This window comes from Pseudonocardia sp., from assembly GCF_050246655.1.
Lineage (GTDB): Bacteria > Actinomycetota > Actinomycetes > Mycobacteriales > Pseudonocardiaceae > Pseudonocardia.
Genome location: NZ_JBFWVQ010000023.1, coordinates 1 through 16994, shown reverse-complemented (window position 1 = coordinate 16994; position 16994 = coordinate 1). Strand labels below are relative to the sequence as shown.

15 protein-coding genes are annotated in these 16994 nt (G+C 75.3%); 9 read left to right on the top strand and 6 right to left on the bottom strand.

The window, feature by feature from the left end; all coding sequences use genetic code 11:
- Nucleotides 1–160: 160 nt before the first annotated feature.
- Entirely contained in the window at nucleotides 161–2548 is a 2388-nt protein-coding gene (treY, locus tag AB7J25_RS10565; protein ID WP_428507643.1) for a malto-oligosyltrehalose synthase, read from the top strand.
- Here treY and AB7J25_RS10560 read toward each other — a convergent pair.
- From AB7J25_RS10560 to AB7J25_RS10550, 3 genes are read right to left on the bottom strand one after another with little or no spacing between them, the layout of a single operon-like run.
- The gene (locus tag AB7J25_RS10560) at nucleotides 2515–3372 is read right to left on the bottom strand and encodes a methyltransferase domain-containing protein (protein ID WP_428507641.1); all 858 of its coding nucleotides are present in this window, start codon (nucleotides 3370–3372) and stop codon (nucleotides 2515–2517) included. The genes treY and AB7J25_RS10560 overlap by 34 nt on opposite strands.
- Nucleotides 3369–4577, bottom strand: coding sequence for an alpha/beta fold hydrolase (locus AB7J25_RS10555; RefSeq protein ID WP_428507639.1), 1209 nt, complete (start codon nucleotides 4575–4577; stop codon nucleotides 3369–3371). The genes AB7J25_RS10560 and AB7J25_RS10555 overlap by 4 nt, the downstream gene beginning before the upstream one ends.
- Nucleotides 4574–5596: a methyltransferase gene (locus AB7J25_RS10550; RefSeq protein ID WP_428507637.1), complete on the bottom strand. Its 1023-nt coding sequence runs from the start codon at nucleotides 5594–5596 to the stop codon at nucleotides 4574–4576. The genes AB7J25_RS10555 and AB7J25_RS10550 overlap by 4 nt, the downstream gene beginning before the upstream one ends.
- Before the next feature lie 109 nt (nucleotides 5597–5705).
- On the opposite strand from AB7J25_RS10550, the gene treZ reads away from it, so the two are divergent.
- From treZ to AB7J25_RS10525, 5 genes are all read left to right on the top strand, one after another.
- Nucleotides 5706–7442: a malto-oligosyltrehalose trehalohydrolase gene (gene treZ / locus AB7J25_RS10545; RefSeq protein ID WP_428507635.1), complete on the top strand. Its 1737-nt coding sequence runs from the start codon at nucleotides 5706–5708 to the stop codon at nucleotides 7440–7442.
- Between the two features lie 127 nt (nucleotides 7443–7569).
- Entirely contained in the window at nucleotides 7570–8040 is a 471-nt protein-coding gene (locus tag AB7J25_RS10540) for a hypothetical protein (RefSeq protein ID WP_428507633.1), read from the top strand.
- Nucleotides 8041–8154: 114 nt separating this feature from the next.
- Nucleotides 8155–9798, top strand: coding sequence for a LuxR C-terminal-related transcriptional regulator (locus AB7J25_RS10535; RefSeq protein WP_428507632.1), 1644 nt, complete (start codon nucleotides 8155–8157; stop codon nucleotides 9796–9798).
- Between the two features lie 100 nt (nucleotides 9799–9898).
- On the top strand, nucleotides 9899–10987 hold the full coding sequence (locus AB7J25_RS10530; protein ID WP_428507630.1) for a class I SAM-dependent methyltransferase: 1089 nt from the start codon (nucleotides 9899–9901) through the stop codon (nucleotides 10985–10987).
- The gene (locus AB7J25_RS10525) at nucleotides 10984–11526 is read left to right on the top strand and encodes a hypothetical protein (protein ID WP_428507628.1); all 543 of its coding nucleotides are present in this window, start codon (nucleotides 10984–10986) and stop codon (nucleotides 11524–11526) included. The genes AB7J25_RS10530 and AB7J25_RS10525 overlap by 4 nt, the downstream gene beginning before the upstream one ends.
- A 19-nt stretch (nucleotides 11527–11545) precedes the next feature.
- Here the strand turns inward: AB7J25_RS10525 and AB7J25_RS10520 are convergent, their stop codons facing one another.
- Entirely contained in the window at nucleotides 11546–12556 is a 1011-nt protein-coding gene (locus tag AB7J25_RS10520; protein ID WP_428507626.1) for a malate dehydrogenase, read from the bottom strand.
- Nucleotides 12557–12810: 254 nt separating this feature from the next.
- On the opposite strand from AB7J25_RS10520, the gene AB7J25_RS10515 reads away from it, so the two are divergent.
- From AB7J25_RS10515 to AB7J25_RS10505, 3 genes are read left to right on the top strand one after another with little or no spacing between them, the layout of a single operon-like run.
- Nucleotides 12811–14004: a DUF418 domain-containing protein gene (locus tag AB7J25_RS10515; protein ID WP_428507624.1), complete on the top strand. Its 1194-nt coding sequence runs from the start codon at nucleotides 12811–12813 to the stop codon at nucleotides 14002–14004.
- 50 nt (nucleotides 14005–14054) lie between these two features.
- Complete coding sequence (locus AB7J25_RS10510) at nucleotides 14055–14780, top strand: ABC transporter substrate-binding protein (protein ID WP_428507622.1); 726 nt, start codon at nucleotides 14055–14057, stop codon at nucleotides 14778–14780.
- Nucleotides 14780–15166 carry a cupin domain-containing protein gene (locus tag AB7J25_RS10505; protein ID WP_428507620.1) on the top strand — a complete coding sequence of 129 codons (387 nt, stop codon included), beginning with the start codon at nucleotides 14780–14782 and terminating at the stop codon, nucleotides 15164–15166. The genes AB7J25_RS10510 and AB7J25_RS10505 overlap by 1 nt, the downstream gene beginning before the upstream one ends.
- On the opposite strand, the gene AB7J25_RS10500 is transcribed toward AB7J25_RS10505, so the two are convergent.
- Together AB7J25_RS10500 and AB7J25_RS10495 are read right to left on the bottom strand one after the other, a co-directional pair.
- Nucleotides 15141–15632 carry a CoA-binding protein gene (locus tag AB7J25_RS10500; protein WP_428507618.1) on the bottom strand — a complete coding sequence of 164 codons (492 nt, stop codon included), beginning with the start codon at nucleotides 15630–15632 and terminating at the stop codon, nucleotides 15141–15143. The genes AB7J25_RS10505 and AB7J25_RS10500 overlap by 26 nt on opposite strands.
- 160 nt (nucleotides 15633–15792) lie before the next feature.
- A partial coding sequence (locus AB7J25_RS10495; RefSeq protein ID WP_428507616.1) for an O-acetylhomoserine aminocarboxypropyltransferase/cysteine synthase family protein occupies nucleotides 15793–16994 on the bottom strand: 1202 nt, incomplete at its 5' end.

Sequence of the window (16994 nt, the reverse complement as noted above, 5' to 3'; positions counted from 1 at the left end):
ATCGACACCCGGAGCCCGGTCCGGCCCGGCTTCGAGACGCCCCGAGGAGCCTGCCCGAGTGAACGTCGCTTCGATCCGCGGCCTGGATCTGGTCCGGCTAGCGTGGACCCGGATCCGCTCCTGGAGCGCCCGGACCAGCTCGGCCGCGAGGAGGCACCTGGTGAACCCCGCCCCGCCGGGCCCGTCCGGCATCCCCTCGTCCACCTACCGGGTGCAGCTGTCGGGGGACACGACGTTCGACGACGCCGCGGCGCTCGTCCCGTACCTGGACGCGCTCGGGGCCGGCGCGCTGTACGCCTCGCCGATGCTCGAGTCCGGCGCGGGCTCCAACCACGGCTACGACGTCGTCGACCCGACGACGGTCTCCGCCGAGCGCGGCGGGGACGCCGGCAGGCGCCGGATGGTCGCCGCGGTACGCGCGGCCGGCATGACGATGCTCGCCGACATCGTCCCCAACCACGTCGGCGTGGACGTCCCCGCGGCCAACCCGTGGTGGTGGGACGTCCTGCGGTACGGGCGCGCCTCCCGCTACGCCGGGCACTTCGACGTGGACTGGGCCGCCGGGCCGATCCTGCTGCCGATCCTCAGCGCCGACGAGGAGGCTGACGAGGAGAAGGCGCTCGCCGAGCTGACGCTGTCCGGTGACGAGCTGCGCTACTACGAGCGCGCGTTCCCCGTCGCCCCCGGCACCGGCGGGGGTACGCCCCGGGAGGTGCACGAGCGCCAGCACTATCGGCTCGTGTCCTGGAAGCGGGGCGCCGCCGAGCTCACCTACCGCCGCTTCTTCGACGTCTCGACGCTCGCCGCCGTGCGGGTGGAGGACCCGCGGGTGTTCGCCGACACCCACCGGGAGATCCTGCGCTGGGTCGCGGCAGGCGAGGTGGACGGCCTGCGCGTCGACCACCCGGACGGCCTGTCCGACCCGGGGGCGTACGTGCGGCGGCTGCGCGAAGTGCTCGGCCCGGACCGCTGGCTGCTCGTGGAGAAGATCCTGGGTGTCGGCGAGGAGCTGCCCGCGTCCTGGCCGGTGGACGGCACGTCGGGCTACGAGGCGCTGCGCGAGATCGGCGGACTGTTCGTCGACCCGGACGGGGCGGGCCTGCTGACCCAGCTCGCAGCGGAGCACACGGGACGCAAGGAGTCGGCGCACGCCGCGGAGTACGCGGGACGCCGGGAGGTGGCGGGGACGATCCTCGCCGCGGAGGTACGGCGGATCGCGGCGCTCGCCCCATCGCCGGAGCGGGCCGGCCCCGACCCCGCCGCGGACCCGCCCCCGGCGGAGGAGGACGTCCGCGACGCCGTCGCCGAGCTGCTCTGCGGCTTCCCCGTGTACCGCAGCTACCTGCCCGAGGGCCGCGCGGCGCTCGACACCGCGGTGTCCGCCGCCCGCTGCCGCCGTCCCGATCTCGCGGACGTCCTCGCCGCGATCCACGCGGCGATGCTCGCCGATCCCCGGGGCGAGCTGGCCACCCGCGTGCAGCAGACCTCGGGCATGGTCATGGCGAAGGGTGTCGAGGACACCGCCTTCTACCGCTGGAACCGGTTCGTCGCGCTGAACGAGGTCGGCGGCGACCCGGCCCGCTTCGGGGTCTCCCCCGCCGAGTTCCACCAGGCCCAGGCGGTGCGTGCCGAGTCATGGCCCGCGACGATGACGACGCTGTCCACCCACGACACCAAGCGCTCCGAGGACGTCCGCGCCCGCCTCGCGGTGCTCGCGGAGGTCCCGGGCGAGTGGGCGCGGCTGCTGCGCCGGTGGGCGGCGCGCCACCCGCTGCCCGACCGCTCGCTGGAGCTCCTGGCCTGGCAGAACCTCGTCGGGGCGTGGCCGATCCCGGCCGACCGGATGGCCGCCTACCTGACCAAGGCCGCCAAGGAGGCCAAGCTCGTCACCAGCCACGTCGACGCCGTCGCGGAGGTGGACGAGGCGATCGCGGCCTGGCCGGCAGAGGTGCTCGGCGACGCGGAGCTCGTGGCGGAGATCGAGGAGCTCGTCGGGCGCATCGCCGGCCCGGGCCGGGTGAACTCGCTGGGTCAGAAGCTGCTCCAGCTGGCGGGCCCCGGGGTGCCGGACGTCTACCAGGGCACGGAACTCTTCGAGTACTCGCTCGTCGACCCGGACAACCGCCGCCCGGTGGACTGGGCGCTGCGGCGGCGCCTCCTGGCCCGGCTCGACGACGGCTGGCAGCCGGACGTCGATGCGGCGATCGAACCCGAGGGGGCCGCGAAACTGCTGGTCACGGCCACCGTCCTGCGCACGCGCCGGCACCGGCCGGAGATCTTCGCCGGCTACCGCTCCGTCCCGGCGCAGGGCCCCGCGGCGGCGCACGCCGTGGCGTTTCGGCGCTCGCCGTCGCTCGTGGCGGTGGCGACGCGGCTGCCCGTCGGCCTCGCGGAGCGCGGCGGCTGGGGCGACACCGTGCTGCCCCTTCCCGGTGCCGCGAGCGACTGGTACGACGTCGTCACGGATCGGCCGGTCCTCGGGTGGACGCCCCGGCTGGCCGACGTGCTGGACCGCTACCCCGTCGCGCTGCTGGTCCGCCCGGCCTGAGGGCCGGACGGGCCGGTTCGAGACGGACGACGCCCCCACGCCTGGAAGAACGTGGCGTAGAGGGTGTGGGTCGCCGGGTCGGCGAGGTGGCGGGCCAGCCGGCCGGCCGCCGCGTCCAGCACGTCCGGGGCGAGCCTTCCGCCTGCGAGGATCCGGTCGCGGTGCAGCTCGACGAACCGCGGCAGCAGCCCGTGGTAGGCCTCCCCCGGCCGGAACACCCGGGTGTGCGCGGCGACCTCGACGTCCACCAGGCCGGCGTCGCGCAGCAGCTGCGGCAGCCGCCGCCCGATCCGCACGTCGCCGCTCCATGCCCCGGCGGTGGCGTCGAGCAGCAGGTCCCAGTCGGGATGCCCGGGCACGCACGTCCACGAGATCCAGTCGACGTCCTGCACGGCGACGGTTCCGCCCGGCCGGGCGAGCCGGGCCATCTCGGCGACGACGGCCGCCGGGTCGGGCACGTTGACCAGCACCAGGCGCTCGTGCACGTGATCGAACGCTGCGGAGGGCAGGCCGGTGGCTCGGGCGTCCGCCGCCACCAGCTCGACCCCGGCGTGCGCGCGCTCGCGCAGCGACCGCACGGCCATGTCGAGGAACCGCGGCTCGCGGTCCACACCGACCACACGCCCGTCCGCGCCGACCCGCTCGGCCAGCACGTCGAGGATCCCCAGCGGCCCGCAGCCCAGGTCCAGCACGTGCCATCCGGGGCCGACGCCGATGTGGTCCAGCAGGGTCTCGGCCTCCGCGCGGTGCATCGCGCACTGGGCGACCAGCCGGATCCGCTCGCCGTCGTCGGCGCCGAGCGAGTAGTCGGCAGGCGCGCTCACCGGTCACCGCCTCGCTGGTCGGGTGGTGGGAAGTCCGCGTGCCGGTGCACGAGCCGCCACCGGCCGTCGACCCGGCGCAGCACGTGGGTGACCCGCAGCGTCATCGGGCGCTGCTCCCCGCCGTCGACGCTCACCAGGCCGTGCTCGGTGCCGACGGTGTAGGCGAGGTCGCCGCTGTGGCCGACCACGTCGTGGCGCGGGACGAGCGCGCCACCGGAGAACCGGGCGCCGACCCACCGGAAGGTCGTGGTCACCGCGTGGTGGCCACGCTCGATCGGGCCCCAGGCGCCGAACAGGGTGGCGTCCGGCGAGTCGGCCCACAGCGCGGCGTACGGCGCCGGGTCGCCCGCGCCCATCGCGGCGAGGGCCGCGGCGAGCTCCTCCAAGGCCTGCGTGAGATCGGCCGGGACGGTCGTGGTCGAGCTGGTCATGCGGTGGTCCCCCTCGAGATCGACGGATCGCCGGGCCGGGCCCGGCGGACGGTGTGCGCCCCCGGCGGTGGCGGGCGCCGCGGCGGCGAGGATGCGCACCACGCCCGCCGGGTCGGTGATCATCGCGTCGTGACCGGTGGCGAGCACCTCCCGTCGCCACGGCGGGGCGGCCGCCGCGGCGAAACGGGCGAACGCGTCGGCCCCGGGCTTGTCCGTGCAGTGGACGTACGTGCGCGGCAGGTCGGGTACGGGCAGGTCCGGCAGCGGATCGGCCAGTGCCCGCAGCGGGTACGGGGTCAGCCGCGGCGCCATCCAGGCCCGGTCCGCGGGATCCCGCACGCCCCAGCCGTCCAGCGCGGCCTCCGGGTCCAGCACGACCTGGCCCGCGCCGTCGACCAGGGACCGGAAGTGGTCGGCCCGGGCGGGCGGCAGCAGGTCGAGCACGCTCTGACCGGGCTGCGGCACGAACGCGTCGAGGTACACCAGTGCGGCGATCCGGCCGGCCGCGCGTTGGGCCACCCCAGTGACGACAGCGCCGCCCGAGCTGTGCCCGACCAGCACGGCGTCGCGGACGTCCGCGCGCTCCAGCAGCGTGACGACGTCCTCGACGTGGGTGCCGAGCCCGGTCCCGGGGCCGCCCAGGTGGGCGCGCTCCCCCACGCCGGTCAGGGTCGGGATGTGCACCTCGTGTCCCGCGGCCCGCAGCGGCGTCGCGACACGACGCCAGCACCAGCCGCCGTGCCAACCGCCGTGGACCAGCACGAACGTGCTCATGCCGGCCGCGCCTCCAGCACCGACACTCCCGCGCTCGTCGCCGCCACGCGGGTGAGCGCGAACCCCGCCGCACCGAGCAGGGTGCGGAACTCGGCCTCGGTGCGTTCCCGCCCGCCGAGGAGCACCAGCATGAGCAGGTCCATCCGGGTCGTCGCCGGGTCCTGCGCGGCGCGCTCGGGCAGGACCGCCTCCACGATCACCAGGCGCCCGTGGGCGGGCATGGCCGCGCGGCAGGCGCGCAGGATCCGGCTCGCGTCCGCGTCGTCCCAGTCGTGCAGCACGCGGGAGAGCACGTGCGCGTCCCCCGGCGGCACGGCGGCGAAGAAGTCCCCCGCCTCGACGGTCCAGGCGCCCGGCCCGGTCTGCGCGCACACGGTCGGGCGGTCGAAGAGCACCCCCTCGGTCCCCGGCGTGGCGGCGGCGAGGATCGTCGCGAGCAGGACGCCCGCCCCGCCGCCGACGTCGACGATCCGGGGGATCCCGGTGAAGTCGTAGGCCTCGACAACGGCGTCAGCCTCCCGCCGCGAGCGGTCGAGCATCGAGGCGTGGAAGCGCGTCTCGGCCTGCGGGTCGGCGGAGAGCCGGGCGAAGAACGGCTCGCCGTGCACCCGCTCGAACGGCACCCCGCCACCGCGCACGGCGTCCGCCACCCCCGATGCCGCCGCGTAGTAGAGCCGCCCCCTGGCGAGGACGGAACCCCGCTGCGACCCGTAGCGGGCGCTGCGCATCAGCTCACCGGTGTCGGTGAGGCCGAACCGGCCGCCGCGGTGCTCGCGCAGCACACCGTCGGCGGCCAGGCCGCGCAACAGGCGGTGCAGCACCGTCGGATCGGCTCGCAGCTCGGCGGCGAGGTCGTCGGCGGTGCGCGGGCCGTCCGCGAGCGCGTCGGCGATCCCGAGCTCGGCGGCGGCCACGAGCAGCTGCGTGCTCAGGAACCCGTCGGCGAGCCGCGCCAGCCGCTGGTGCGGGCTCTCTGCGCGCTCTGCGAGCGGTGACACGAAACGTGCTGTGGTCTGCATGGCGTCCCCCTCCTGCACGCCCACACGCGTCGGCACCCACACTGGTTCACCCGCTCGTCGCCTGCACCCGCAAATTGCGCAGCAGCCGCGGCCCGGCAGGATGCCCGCCATGGCTGACTTCGAGGTGTGGGCGCCGGAGCGGGAACGGGTCCGGGTGCACGTCGACGGCGCGACGCACGAGCTGGGCCGCGGCCCCGGCGGCTGGTGGCGGGCGAGCATCGGCGACGCCGGGCCGGGCTCGCGGTACGCCTACGTCCTCGACGAGGACCCCACACCGCTGCCGGACCCGCGCTCACGCTGGCAGCCCGACGGTGTGCACCAGGCCTCGCAGCTCTATGACGACTCCGCGTTCTCGTGGAGCGACAGCACCTGGACGGGTCGCCTGCTGCCCGGCAGCGTCGTCTACGAGCTGCACATCGGCACGTTCACCCCGGCCGGGACGTTCGACGCGGCGATCGACAAGCTCGACCACCTCGCGGGGCTGGGCGTTGACCTGGTCGAGGTGCTGCCGCTCAACGCCGTCGACGGGCCGCGCAACTGGGGCTACGACGGCGTCGGCTGGTACGCCGTCACCCACAACTACGGCGGCCCGGACGGGTTCAAGCGCTTCGTCGACGCCTGCCACGGCCGCGGCATGGGCGTCCTGCTCGACGTCGTCTACAACCACCTCGGCCCCTCGGGGGCCTACCTGGACCGCTTCGGCCCGTACTTCGCGGGCAGCAACATCTGGGGCCCGTCGCTGAACCTGGACGGCCCGCACTCCGACACCGTGCGCCGCTTCGTCGTGGAGAACGCGCTGATGTGGCTGCGCGACTTCCACGTGGACGGCCTGCGCCTCGACGCCGTCCACGCGCTGCGCGACACCCGAGCCACGCACCTGCTGGAGGAGCTCGCCGTCGAGGTGGAGACGCTCTCCACCCACCTGGGCCGGCCGCTGTCGCTGATCGCGGAGTCCGATCTCAACGACCCCCGGATGGTGACGGCCCGCGAGGGCGGCGGCTACGGCCTGCACGCCCAGTGGTGCGACGACGTCCACCACAGCCTGCACACCGCGCTCACCGGGGAGTCGCAGGGCTACTACGGCGACTTCGCCCGCGCCGGGCTCACCGGCCTCGCGCACGTCCTCTGCCGGGCGTTCCTGCACGAGGGCGGCTGGTCGAGCTTCCGCAGGCGCAGCCACGGCGCGCCCGTCGACACCCGCCGCGTCCCCGGGCACCGGTTCCTGGCCTATCTGCAGAACCACGACCAGATCGGCAACCGCGCCACGGGCGACCGCCTCTCCGCCACCCTCTCCTCCGGCCTGCTCGCCTGCGGGGCGGCGCTCGTGCTGTGCTCCCCGTTCACACCGATGATCTTCATGGGCGAGGAGTGGGGCGCGCGCACGCCGTGGCGGTTCTTCTCCTCGTTCCCCGACCCCGCGCTGCGCGAGGCCGTGCGCACGGGGCGGATCGCCGAGTTCGTCGAGCACGGCTGGGGGGAAGCCGCGGTGCCCGACCCGAACGCCGAGCAGACCTTCCTCGACTCCAAGCTGGACTGGGACGAGCCGCGCCGCGAGCCGCACCGCTGGATCCTCGGGACCTACCGGGAGCTCGTCGCGCTGCGGAAGGCGAACCCGCAGCTGTCGGCGCCGTGGCTGGAGGACGTCGAGGTCGAGGTGGACGAGGCGGCGCGCACGATCGTGCTGCACCGCGGCTCGCTTCGGCTCGCCGTGAACCTCGGCGGCGCCGCCGCGACACTCACGATGGACGCGCCGGTGACCGGTGTGCTGCTGGCCTCCGAGCAGCCCAAGTCCGAGGGCCGCGAGCTCACGCTCGCCCCGGAGTCGTTCGCGGTCGTCGCGCTGTGACGCGGCTGTGACCCCACCGACCCCGCCGACCCCACCGACCCCACCGACCCCACCGACCCCGCCGCGGGACCAGCCCGCCCGTACGGGCGCCCTCACCGGCCTCATCGGGGCGGGCGCCGGCGGACGCATGTTCGTCGACCACACCGGGCTCGCGGTGGCACTGCACCGGCCGGTCCGCAGGATCGTCGCCGCGCACCCGGACGTCGCGAGCGTGCTGCTCGCGGTCGGGGCCACCCTGGTCGGAACGTGCGATGCCGCCCGGCTGGACGGCCCCGGGGCCGACGGCCTCGCCGACCTGGGCCCGGCCGGGCGGCCCGACCCGGACATGGTCGCCGCCCTGCGCCCCGACGCGATCGTCACCGCCGTGCGGGGCAGGGCGTACGTCCTCGCGGGCCGCGACCTGCTCGCGGCGCTGCGCCGGACCGCACCCGTCATCGGCCTGGACCCCACCCGGCGCCGGGCCGCCACCGCGGACGTGCGCGCGCTCATCGGCCCGGTGTCCGTGGAGCGCCCGACACCGCCGCGCCCGCGGCCGTCCGTCCCGCCGCGCGGGGCCCGGCCGGTGCCCCCACCGGCCGCCCGGCCGGACCTCGGGTAGCCGGCGGCGCGGGTGCCGCTCCCACCCGAACGGCCGACGACCCGTCTCCCGCTCTGGTAGGCGGGCCCGCCGGACCCCTAGCCTGCACCTACCACGAGCCGCAAGGAGGCAAGCGTGGGTCGGGAGAGCGCGACGCTGATCGCGGCGCGGGTGGCGTTCGGGGAACGTCGCTGGTCGCACGCCCACGACGGCTTCCGCGCAGCGCAGGCCGAGGGCAGCCTCACCGGGCCGGACCTGTCGGCGCTGGCCGACTGTGCCTGGTGGCTCGGGCAGGCCGACGAGTCGATCGCCGTGGGCGAGGCCGCCCACCGGGCACTGCTGGCCGAGGGGGACGTCCGCGCCGCCGCCTGGTCCGCGATCGGGGTCGCGGTCAACTTCCTGCTGCGCGGTGACGCGGAGATGGGCGGCGGCTGGATCGGCCGGGCGAACCGGCTGCTCGCGGACGGGCCCGAGTGTGTCGAGCAGGGCTACCTCGCCTACCTGCTGGAGGTCGAGGGCGGTCTGGACTCGCCGGACCTGGAGCCCGTCGTCGAGGCCGCGCGGCGGGTTCGCGATCTCGGGAAGCGATTCGGCAACGCGACCCTCGTCGCGGCGAGCCTGCTCGGCGAGGGGCGGGCTCGGCTGCGTCAGGCCCGCGTCGCCGAGGGGTTGGCCGTCCTCGACGAGGCCATGGTCGCCCTGCTCTCCGACGACGTCGCCCCGGACTGGGCAGGCGACATCTACTGCAACCTGATGGCCGCCTACTACGAGCTCGGCGACCTGCGCCGGGCCCGGCAGCTGGTGACCGTGACCGAGAAGTGGCTGGCCACCGTGCCGCCCGCGGTGCTGTTCACCGGGATCTGCCGGGTGCATCGCGCGCAGCTGCTGCGGGCCGCGGGCGCGTGGCCCGACGCCGAGCGGGAGGCCGAGCGGGTCTGTGCCGAGCTGGAGGGGATCGCCTACCTCGCCGCGGGCGAGGGCCGCTACGAGCTGGGCGAGCTGCACCGGTTGCGCGGCGACCTGGACGCCGCCGAGGCGGAGTTCGTGCGGGCGCACCGGCTCGGCCGCGATCCGCAACCGGGGTTCGCCCTGCTGACCCTGGCGCGCCGCCGCCCGGAGTCGGCGGCGGCGTCCGTGCGGGCGGCCCTGCTCGCCGAGACCACGGACCGGCTCGCCCAGGCCCGGCTGCTCGGCCCGGCGACCGAGATCCTGCTGGCGTGCGAGGAGGTCACCGAGGCCGCCGAAGCGGCGGGCGAGCTCGCGGAGATCGCCGAGGACTTCACGAGCCCCGGCTTCGCCGCCGCCGCGGACCAGGCCCGGGGTGCGGTGGCGCTCGCCGCGGACCGGCCGGCGCAGGCCCTGCCCCTGCTCCGCGCGGCGTGCCGGGCCTGGCATCGGCTCGACGCCCCCTACGACGCCGCCCGTGCGCGGGTGCTGCTCGCCTGCGCCTACCGCGACCTCGGCGACGCGGACGGCGCGGAGCTGGAACTGGCCGCTGCCGCGGACGTGTTCGACCGCCTCGGCGCGTCTCCCGACGCCGCCGCCGTCGCCGTCCTGCGCGGGCGACCGCTGCTGCCCAGCGGGCTGACCGGCCGGGAGGCCGAGGTGCTCGGCCACGTCGCAGCGGGCAGCACGAACCGGGAGATCGCCGCCGCGCTCACCATCAGCGAGAAGACCGTGGCCAGGCACCTGTCCAACATCTTCGTCAAGCTCGGGGTCACGACCCGCACCGCGGCGGCTGCCGCGGCGCACCGGCTCGGGTTGACCGCCTCTGGGTAGGACGACCCATCCCGGCCCCACCGAGCTGCACGGTTCGCCCGATGCCGGCACCCGTGGGCTCCGCCTACCGTCGGCCACCCGATCACCGAGGAGGCCGGAGATGACCACCGTGCTGGACGAGGCGGCGACCGAGCGGTTCGCGGGCGAGCTGCTCACCACCTACACCGCGGGCGTCACGACACTGATGATCGACCTCGCGCACCGGACGGGACTGCTGGACACCCTTGCGGCGGGCCCGGGCGACAGCACCGAGCTCGCCGAGCGGGCCGGGCTGGTCGAGCGCTACGTCCGGGAGTGCCTCGGTGCCCTCGCCACCGCGGGGATCGTCGGCTACGACCCGCGGACGCGCCGCTACGACCTGCCCGCCCCGCACGCCGCCTGCCTCACCGGCCCCGGCTCGGCGAACCTCGCGCCCGTCGCGGCCGTCACGGGGCTCCTGGGCCGCCACGTCCCGGCCGTCGCGGAGTGCTTCCGCGCCGGGGGCGGCGTGCCGTACGAGGCGTTCCGGCCCGAGTTCACCGCCGTCATGGACGGCCTGTCCCGCGGCCTGCTGGACGGGCAGCTGATCGACGGGATCCTGCCGCTGGCCGGGGACCTGGCCGAGCGGCTCGCGGCGGGGGCGCGCGTCGCCGACGTCGGCTGCGGCACGGGACACTCGACGAACCTGCTGGCCAGGGCGTTCCCGCGGTCCAGGTTCACCGGCTACGACCTCGCCGCCGACGCGATCGACGCCGCCCGCGCGGAGGCGGACCGCTGGGGGCTCTCCAACGTCACCTACGAGGTGGCCGACATCGCGCGGCTGCCGCAGGAGCGCCCGTTCGCCGCGGTCTTCGCCTTCGACGCCGTGCACGACCAGGTCGACCCTGCGGGCGTGCTGGCGCGCATCCGCGGCGCGCTCACCGCGGACGGGGTGTTCGTGATGATGGACGTCCGGGCCGCGTCCGCGCTGGAGGACAACGTCGGCAACCCGCTCGCGCCGTGGCTGTACGGGGTGAGCACCCTGCACTGCATGACCGTGTCCCTCGCCCACGGCGGTGCCGGACTCGGCACGGTGTGGGGCGAGCAGCTCGCCGTGCGGATGCTCGGCGAAGCGGGCTTCGGCCACGTCGAGGTGTTCGACGTGCCGGACGATCCGCTCGACTCGCTCTACGTGGCGCGGATCGGGTCGCCGATCGGGGCCCGGTCGTGACCGGCCCGGACGGGGCCGCCGAGGTCGCGGCCGTCTCGGACCGGCTCGGGGTGCGGCTGCTCGTCGTGCCCCCCGACGAGCCGCCGATGCGGTTCGGGACCTGCGCCTGGACCGACACCGGCGACGCGGCGACACCCGGCGCGCTCTCGATGACCTGGATCGAGACGGGCGGCGACGCCGACGCGGCGGAGGTCGAGGACCGCGGGGCGGAGGTGGTCGCCGACCTCGCCGCCGCCCCGGGGTTCCTCGCGTTCCTCGGGACGACGGTGGGCGCGCGCGGCCACACGGTGACGGCGTGGACCTCCGTCGCCGCCGCGGAGGCCGCCGTCGGGAGCAGCGCGGCGCACCGGGCGGCGCTGCACCGCTTCCGGCACGGTGCGCTGGGCAGGCGCGGGTTCACCAGCCTCTGGGTGCCGCACCGGCTCAACCCGCAGTACGCCCGCTGCCCGCGCTGCGACGCGCCGGTGCGCGTCCCGGCAGGTGCGGCCGTGGCGCGATGCGCGTGCGGGGGCGCGGCGGAACCCGCCGCCTACCTCTGAACGCGCCCCTGAACGTGGCTCAGAGCAGGCCGAGGGCCTTCACGGCCTCGCGCTCCTCCTCCAGCTCCGCGACGGTGAGCCGGATGCGCTCGCGGGCGAAGCCGTCGAGCTCCAGGCCCTGCACGATCTCCCATTGCCCGTCCCGCGACACGACCGGGAACGACGAGATCAGGCCCGCCGGCACGCCGTAGGAGCCGTCCGACGGGATCCCCGCCGACGTCCAGGTGCCCTCCGGGGTGCCGTTGACCCAGTCGAAGACGTGGTCGATCGCCGCGTTCGCGGCCGACGCCGCCGAGGACGCGCCGCGCACCTCGATGATCTCGGCGCCGCGCTTCGCCACCCGCGGGATGAACTCCTCGCGCAGCCAGATCTCCTCGACCAGCTCGGCGGCGGGCTTGCCGCCGATCTCGGCGTGGCCGATGTGCGGGTACTGGGTGGCCGAGTGGTTGCCCCAGATGACCACCTTGGTGATCTCGGTGAGGGGGACGCCGAGCTTGCGGGCGAGCTGGGCGATCGCGCGGTTGTGGTCCAGGCGCGTCATCGCGTTGAACCGCTCCGCGGGCACGTCCGGCGCCGCCGCCTGCGCGATGAGCGCGTTGGTGTTGGCGGGGTTGCCGACCACCAGCACCCGGATGTCGTCGGCGGCGTGGTCGTTGATCGCACGGCCCTGCGGGGCGAAGATGCCGCCGTTCGCCTCGAGCAGGTCGCCGCGCTCCATCCCCTTCGTGCGCGGGCGGGCCCCGACCAGCAGTGCCACGTTCGCGCCGTCGAAGGCCACGTTCGCGTCGTCGGTGATGTCGACCCCGGCGAGCAGCGGGAACGCGCAGTCCTCCAGCTCCAGCGCGACCCCCTCGGCGGCGCGGACCGCCTGCGGGATCTCCAGGAGCTTCAGGCGCAGCGGGGTGTCCGGCCCCAGCAGCTGTCCCGAGGCGATCCGGAACAGCAGCGCGTAGCCGATCTGTCCGGCGGCGCCGGTGACGGTGACGGTGACGGGGCTGGTGGCGGCTGAGCTGGCGGCAGAGGCAGGCACGGCAGCAGGCTAGCGCCTCGAATCGTGCCCGCGCCGCGACGGGGATCACGCCTGGCCCGCACCGACCTCTCCCCGCGACCGTGCACAGGAACGGGTCGCCGTGCACAGGTTCCACGGTCTGCACGGCTCGATGTGCACGTCTCGATGTGCACGGTGCCGGGAGCGCGACGATCCGGCAGGCCCGGGTGGCGAACCTCGCTGACCGGACGGGCAGGTCGCGCGGGTGGCGACCGGTCGCCGCTAGCGTCGGGTGTATGACCACCGCCCCCGACCCCGGCGCCGTCGCCACCGCGGACCGCGTCCTCGCCCCGGACCTCGCCCGCGGCGGGATGCTGCTGCTCATCGCGCTGGCGAACGTGCACGTCTACGTGTACGGCCTGCCCGCCGGGCCGCGCAGCTACCCGCGCGACCTGTCCGGGGTGGACGCGGTGGTCGCCGCCGGGCAGCTGATGCTGGTCGACGGGCGGGCGTATCCGCTGTTCGCACTGCTGTTCGGCTACGGGATCTGGCAGCTCGCGGCCCGCAGGGCGGCCGTCGGGCTGCCGCCGGAGGCGGTCGTCCACCTCGTGCGTCGCCGCGGGTGGTGGATGCTGCTCATCGGGTTCCTGCACGCGCTGCTGCTGTGGGCCGGGGACATCGTCGGCGCATACGGGCTCACCGCGGTGCTGCTCGCGGGCCTGCTGGTGGCGGGCTCGGACCGCGCGCTGATGGTCACCGCCGTCATCGGCACCGCCGTGAGCGGGCTGGCCCTGACGGGGGCGGCGCTGCCACCCCCGCCGGGCACGAACGCGGCGCTGCCGTCGATGGCGGTCGAGTCGGCGCCGGTCGCTGCGGCCTACCGGCTCGCCGAGTGGTTCGCGATCGGGCTGGTCCTCTCGGTGCTCATCGTGTTCGGCGCCGTGGCGATCGGCGCGCTGGCCGCGCGGCGCCGGATCCTCGACGAGCCCCAGCGCCACCGGACCCTGCTGGTGCGGGTCGCCGCGGGCGGTATCGCGATCGGGGTGCTCGGCGGGCTGCCGCTCGCCCTGATGGTCGCCGCCGGCCGCGACCCCGGGCTCGAGTGGTTGCTGCTCGCCGGGGCCCTGCACGGGCTGTCCGGGTACGCGGGCGCGATCGGGTACGCGGCGGTGTTCGGCCTCGTCGCCATCCACCTCGCCGCCCGGAGCGCGCGAACGGCACGTCCCGAACCCGCCTGGGCCCGGGCGCTGCAGGCGTGCGGGCAACGCTCGCTGTCCTGCTACCTCGCCCAGTCCGTCGCGTTCGTGGTGCTGCTCCCGGCCTGGACGCTCGGCCTGGGCGAGGGACTGCCACTGTGGACGGCGGCACTCGTCGGGGCCGGGGTGTGGCTGGTGATCCTGCTGATCGCCGACGCATCCGCGCGCCACGGGATCCGCGGGCCCGCGGAGGTCCTGCTCCGCCGGCTCACCTACGGTCCGGCGCGGCCTTGACAGGACCCGGCCCGGCGCGGGGTACTACCCGCGATCACGGGGAGGTGCCGATGGCCGTCGGGGAGCGGGTCCTGCGGGTCGGGTCAGCTCTCCCGGATCCGCCGTTCGAGATCCCGGGCCCGCCGGCCAGCGGCCTGGACGTCGACTGGATGCGGGCCGTGGCCGCCGAGCTGGGCGCGCGGTACCAACTCGTCGGCTACGACGGCGACGACTTCGAGGGGATCTTCGCGCGCCTCGGCGAGCGGTACGACGCCGTCGCCTCCGGCGCGACCGTCACCGACCATCGGCGCACCCTCGCCCGCTGGTGCCGGCCCTACCTGCGCTCCGGCCAGAGCCTCGTCGTGAACACCGACCGCACCCCCGACGTGCACGCCACCGGCGACCTCGCCGGCCTCGTGCTGGGCGTGCAGGAGGGCAACACCTCCGAGCCCGTGGCGCGGCGCCTGCACGCCGAGGGCGGGGTCGCGGGCGTGCGCGTCTACCCCTACGAGGGCATCCTCGACGCGCTCGACGACCTGGACGCCGGCCGCATCGGCGGGTTCATGAAGCTCGAACCGGTGATGCGCCGGCTGACTGAAGAGCGCCCGTCGCTCGCGGTCGTGCAGACCGGCATCACCACCGAGCTGATCGCGGTTGCGGTCGCGTCCGGGGACGCCGCGCTGGCCGCCGAGCTCGACCGGGCCCAGGACGCGCTGCGGGCCCGCGGCACGCTCGCCGAGCTGGGTGCGCGCTGGCTCGCCGACAGCGACCCGGCGGCGACGGCGGTGTGCCCGTGATGCGCGTGATCCGTCTCTTCACCGGCCCCGACGGGCTGTCGCACGTCGAGGAGGGCGTCATCGCGACGGCCCCGGCCGGGCGGGACTGGGCGACCGGCTGGCTGGACGCCGGGCCCGTCCGGTTCGCCGAGAGCCCGCCCGGGTCGGCCCTGGACTGGCACGACGCACCGCACCGGCAGTACGTCGTCACGCTGTCCGGGACGTTGGAGTTCACCACCCGCGACGGCGAGACGTTCGTGCTGTCCCCCGGCGACGTGCTGCTCGCCGAGGACACCCGCGGCAGCGGTCACCGCTGGCGGCTCGTCGACGACCAGCCGTGGCGGCGGCTCTATGTGCAGCTACCCGGCCCGCCCGCGCAGGTCAGCGGGCCCGCCGCCGGGAGCTGATCACGCCGGTGTCGAACCCGGCGAGGTGCAGCCCGCCGTGGAAGCGGGCGTGCTCCACCTTCAGACACCGGTCCATGACGACCTCCAGCCCGGCCGCCTGCGCCCGCCGGGCGACCTCCTCGTCGCGCAGGCCGAACTGCAGCCAGAACGTGCGCGGGAGCTCCGGGAGCGCGAGCACCTCGTCCAGCACGGAGGGCAGGTCCTGCTGGCGGCGGAACACGTCCACCAGGTCTGGCGTGCCAGGGGTGTCGGCCAGCGACTTGTACACCGGCCTGCCGAGGATCTCGGTGGCGTTCGGGTTGACGAACCACACCTCGTAGTCGCTGCTCGACAGCAGGTAGGTGGCGACGAAGTTGCTCGCCCGCGCCGGGTTGGGTGAGGCGCCGACCATCGCGACGGTCCGCGTGGCGCGCAGGATCTGCTGGCGTCGGGTCGCCGGCGGGTTCTCCCAGGTCACGGCCGTCATCACGCTGCTCCTCGCTCGCTGGCGCTCACTGCGATGCTCCCACTGTCCCCACGGTCGGTTCCGGACTCGCTCCGCGCCTCCCTCGCCGGAGCTCGGTCCCCGTCCTTACGCGGCTGCGGGGATCGCTCCGCGATCTCCGCAGCCGCGACATGCGTTGGGCTCACTCGCCCTGCACCTCCGCCTTCGCCGCGGCTGCCAGGGCCTGGTCCAGGTCCCACAGGATGTCCTCGGGATCCTCCAGGCCGACGCTGATCCGCACGAGGTCCGGCGGGACGCCGCCGTCGCGCAGCTGCTCGTCGGTGAGCTGCTGGTGGGTGGTGGATCCGGGGTGGATCACGAGCGTGCGGGCGTCACCGATGTTGGCGAGGTGGCTGCACAGCTGGACCGACTCGATGAACCGCCGCCCCGCCTCGCGGCCGCCGACGACGCCGAAGGCGAACACCGCACCCGGGCCGAGCGGCAGGTAGCGCCTCGCCCGCTCGTGATCGGGGTGGCCGGGCAGGCCTGCCCACCGCACGTACGACACGCGTGGATCGGCGTCGAGCCACTCCGCGACCACGCGCGCGTTCGCGACGTGCGCCTCCATCCGCTGCGGCAGCGTCTCCACGCCCTGGATCAGCAGGAACGCCGAGTGCGGCGAGAGCGTTGCGCCGATGTCGCGCAGCTGCTCGGCGCGCAGCTTGGTGAGGAAGCCGAACTCCTGGAAGTTGCCCCACCAGTTCAGCCCGCCGTAGGACGGGATGGGGGCCGTCATCTGCGGGAAGTTGCCGTTGCCCCAGTCGAAGCGGCCCGACTCCACGACGATCCCGCCCAGCGTGGTGCCGTGCCCACCGAGGAACTTCGTCGCGGAGTGGATCACGATGTCCGCCCCGTGCTCGATCGGCCGGCACAGGTACGGCGTGGCGACGGTGGCGTCCACCATCAGCGGCAGACCCGCCGCGTGGGCCACCTCGGCGAGCCCGGCGAGGTCCGCCACCTCCCCCGACGGGTTCGCGACGACTTCGGCGAAGATCACCTTGGTACGCGGGGTGATCGCTGCGGCGAAGTCGGCGGGCTTGCCACCCGGGACGAACGTCGTCTCCACCCCGAAGCGGCGCAGCGTGACATCCAGCTGCGTGATCGTGCCGCCGTAGAGCCCCGCGGCGGCGACGATGTGGTCACCCGCCTCGCACAGCGTGGCGAACGTGAGGAACTCGGCGGCCTGCCCGCTCGCCGTGGCCACCGCCCCGATACCGCCCTCCAGGGACGCGACCCGCTCCTCCAGCACCGCGACCGTCGGGTTCGCGATGCGGCTGTAGATCAGCCCGTACTTCTGCAGCGCGAACAGGCTCGCGGCGTCCGTGGTGTCCTCGAAGACGAAGC

Coding starts and splice junctions, on each gene's coding strand:
- AB7J25_RS10555 (WP_428507639.1), bottom strand. CDS start 4,577: ATGAGCACGTTCGTGCTGGTCCACGGCGGTTGGCACGGCGGCTGGTGC.
- AB7J25_RS10550 (WP_428507637.1), bottom strand. CDS start 5,596: ATGCAGACCACAGCACGTTTCGTGTCACCGCTCGCAGAGCGCGCAGAG.
- treZ (WP_428507635.1), top strand. CDS start 5,706: ATGGCTGACTTCGAGGTGTGGGCGCCGGAGCGGGAACGGGTCCGGGTG.
- AB7J25_RS10540 (WP_428507633.1), top strand. CDS start 7,570: ATGTTCGTCGACCACACCGGGCTCGCGGTGGCACTGCACCGGCCGGTC.
- AB7J25_RS10530 (WP_428507630.1), top strand. CDS start 9,899: ATGACCACCGTGCTGGACGAGGCGGCGACCGAGCGGTTCGCGGGCGAG.
- AB7J25_RS10515 (WP_428507624.1), top strand. CDS start 12,811: ATGACCACCGCCCCCGACCCCGGCGCCGTCGCCACCGCGGACCGCGTC.
- AB7J25_RS10510 (WP_428507622.1), top strand. CDS start 14,055: ATGGCCGTCGGGGAGCGGGTCCTGCGGGTCGGGTCAGCTCTCCCGGAT.
- AB7J25_RS10505 (WP_428507620.1), top strand. CDS start 14,780: ATGCGCGTGATCCGTCTCTTCACCGGCCCCGACGGGCTGTCGCACGTC.
- AB7J25_RS10500 (WP_428507618.1), bottom strand. CDS start 15,632: ATGACGGCCGTGACCTGGGAGAACCCGCCGGCGACCCGACGCCAGCAG.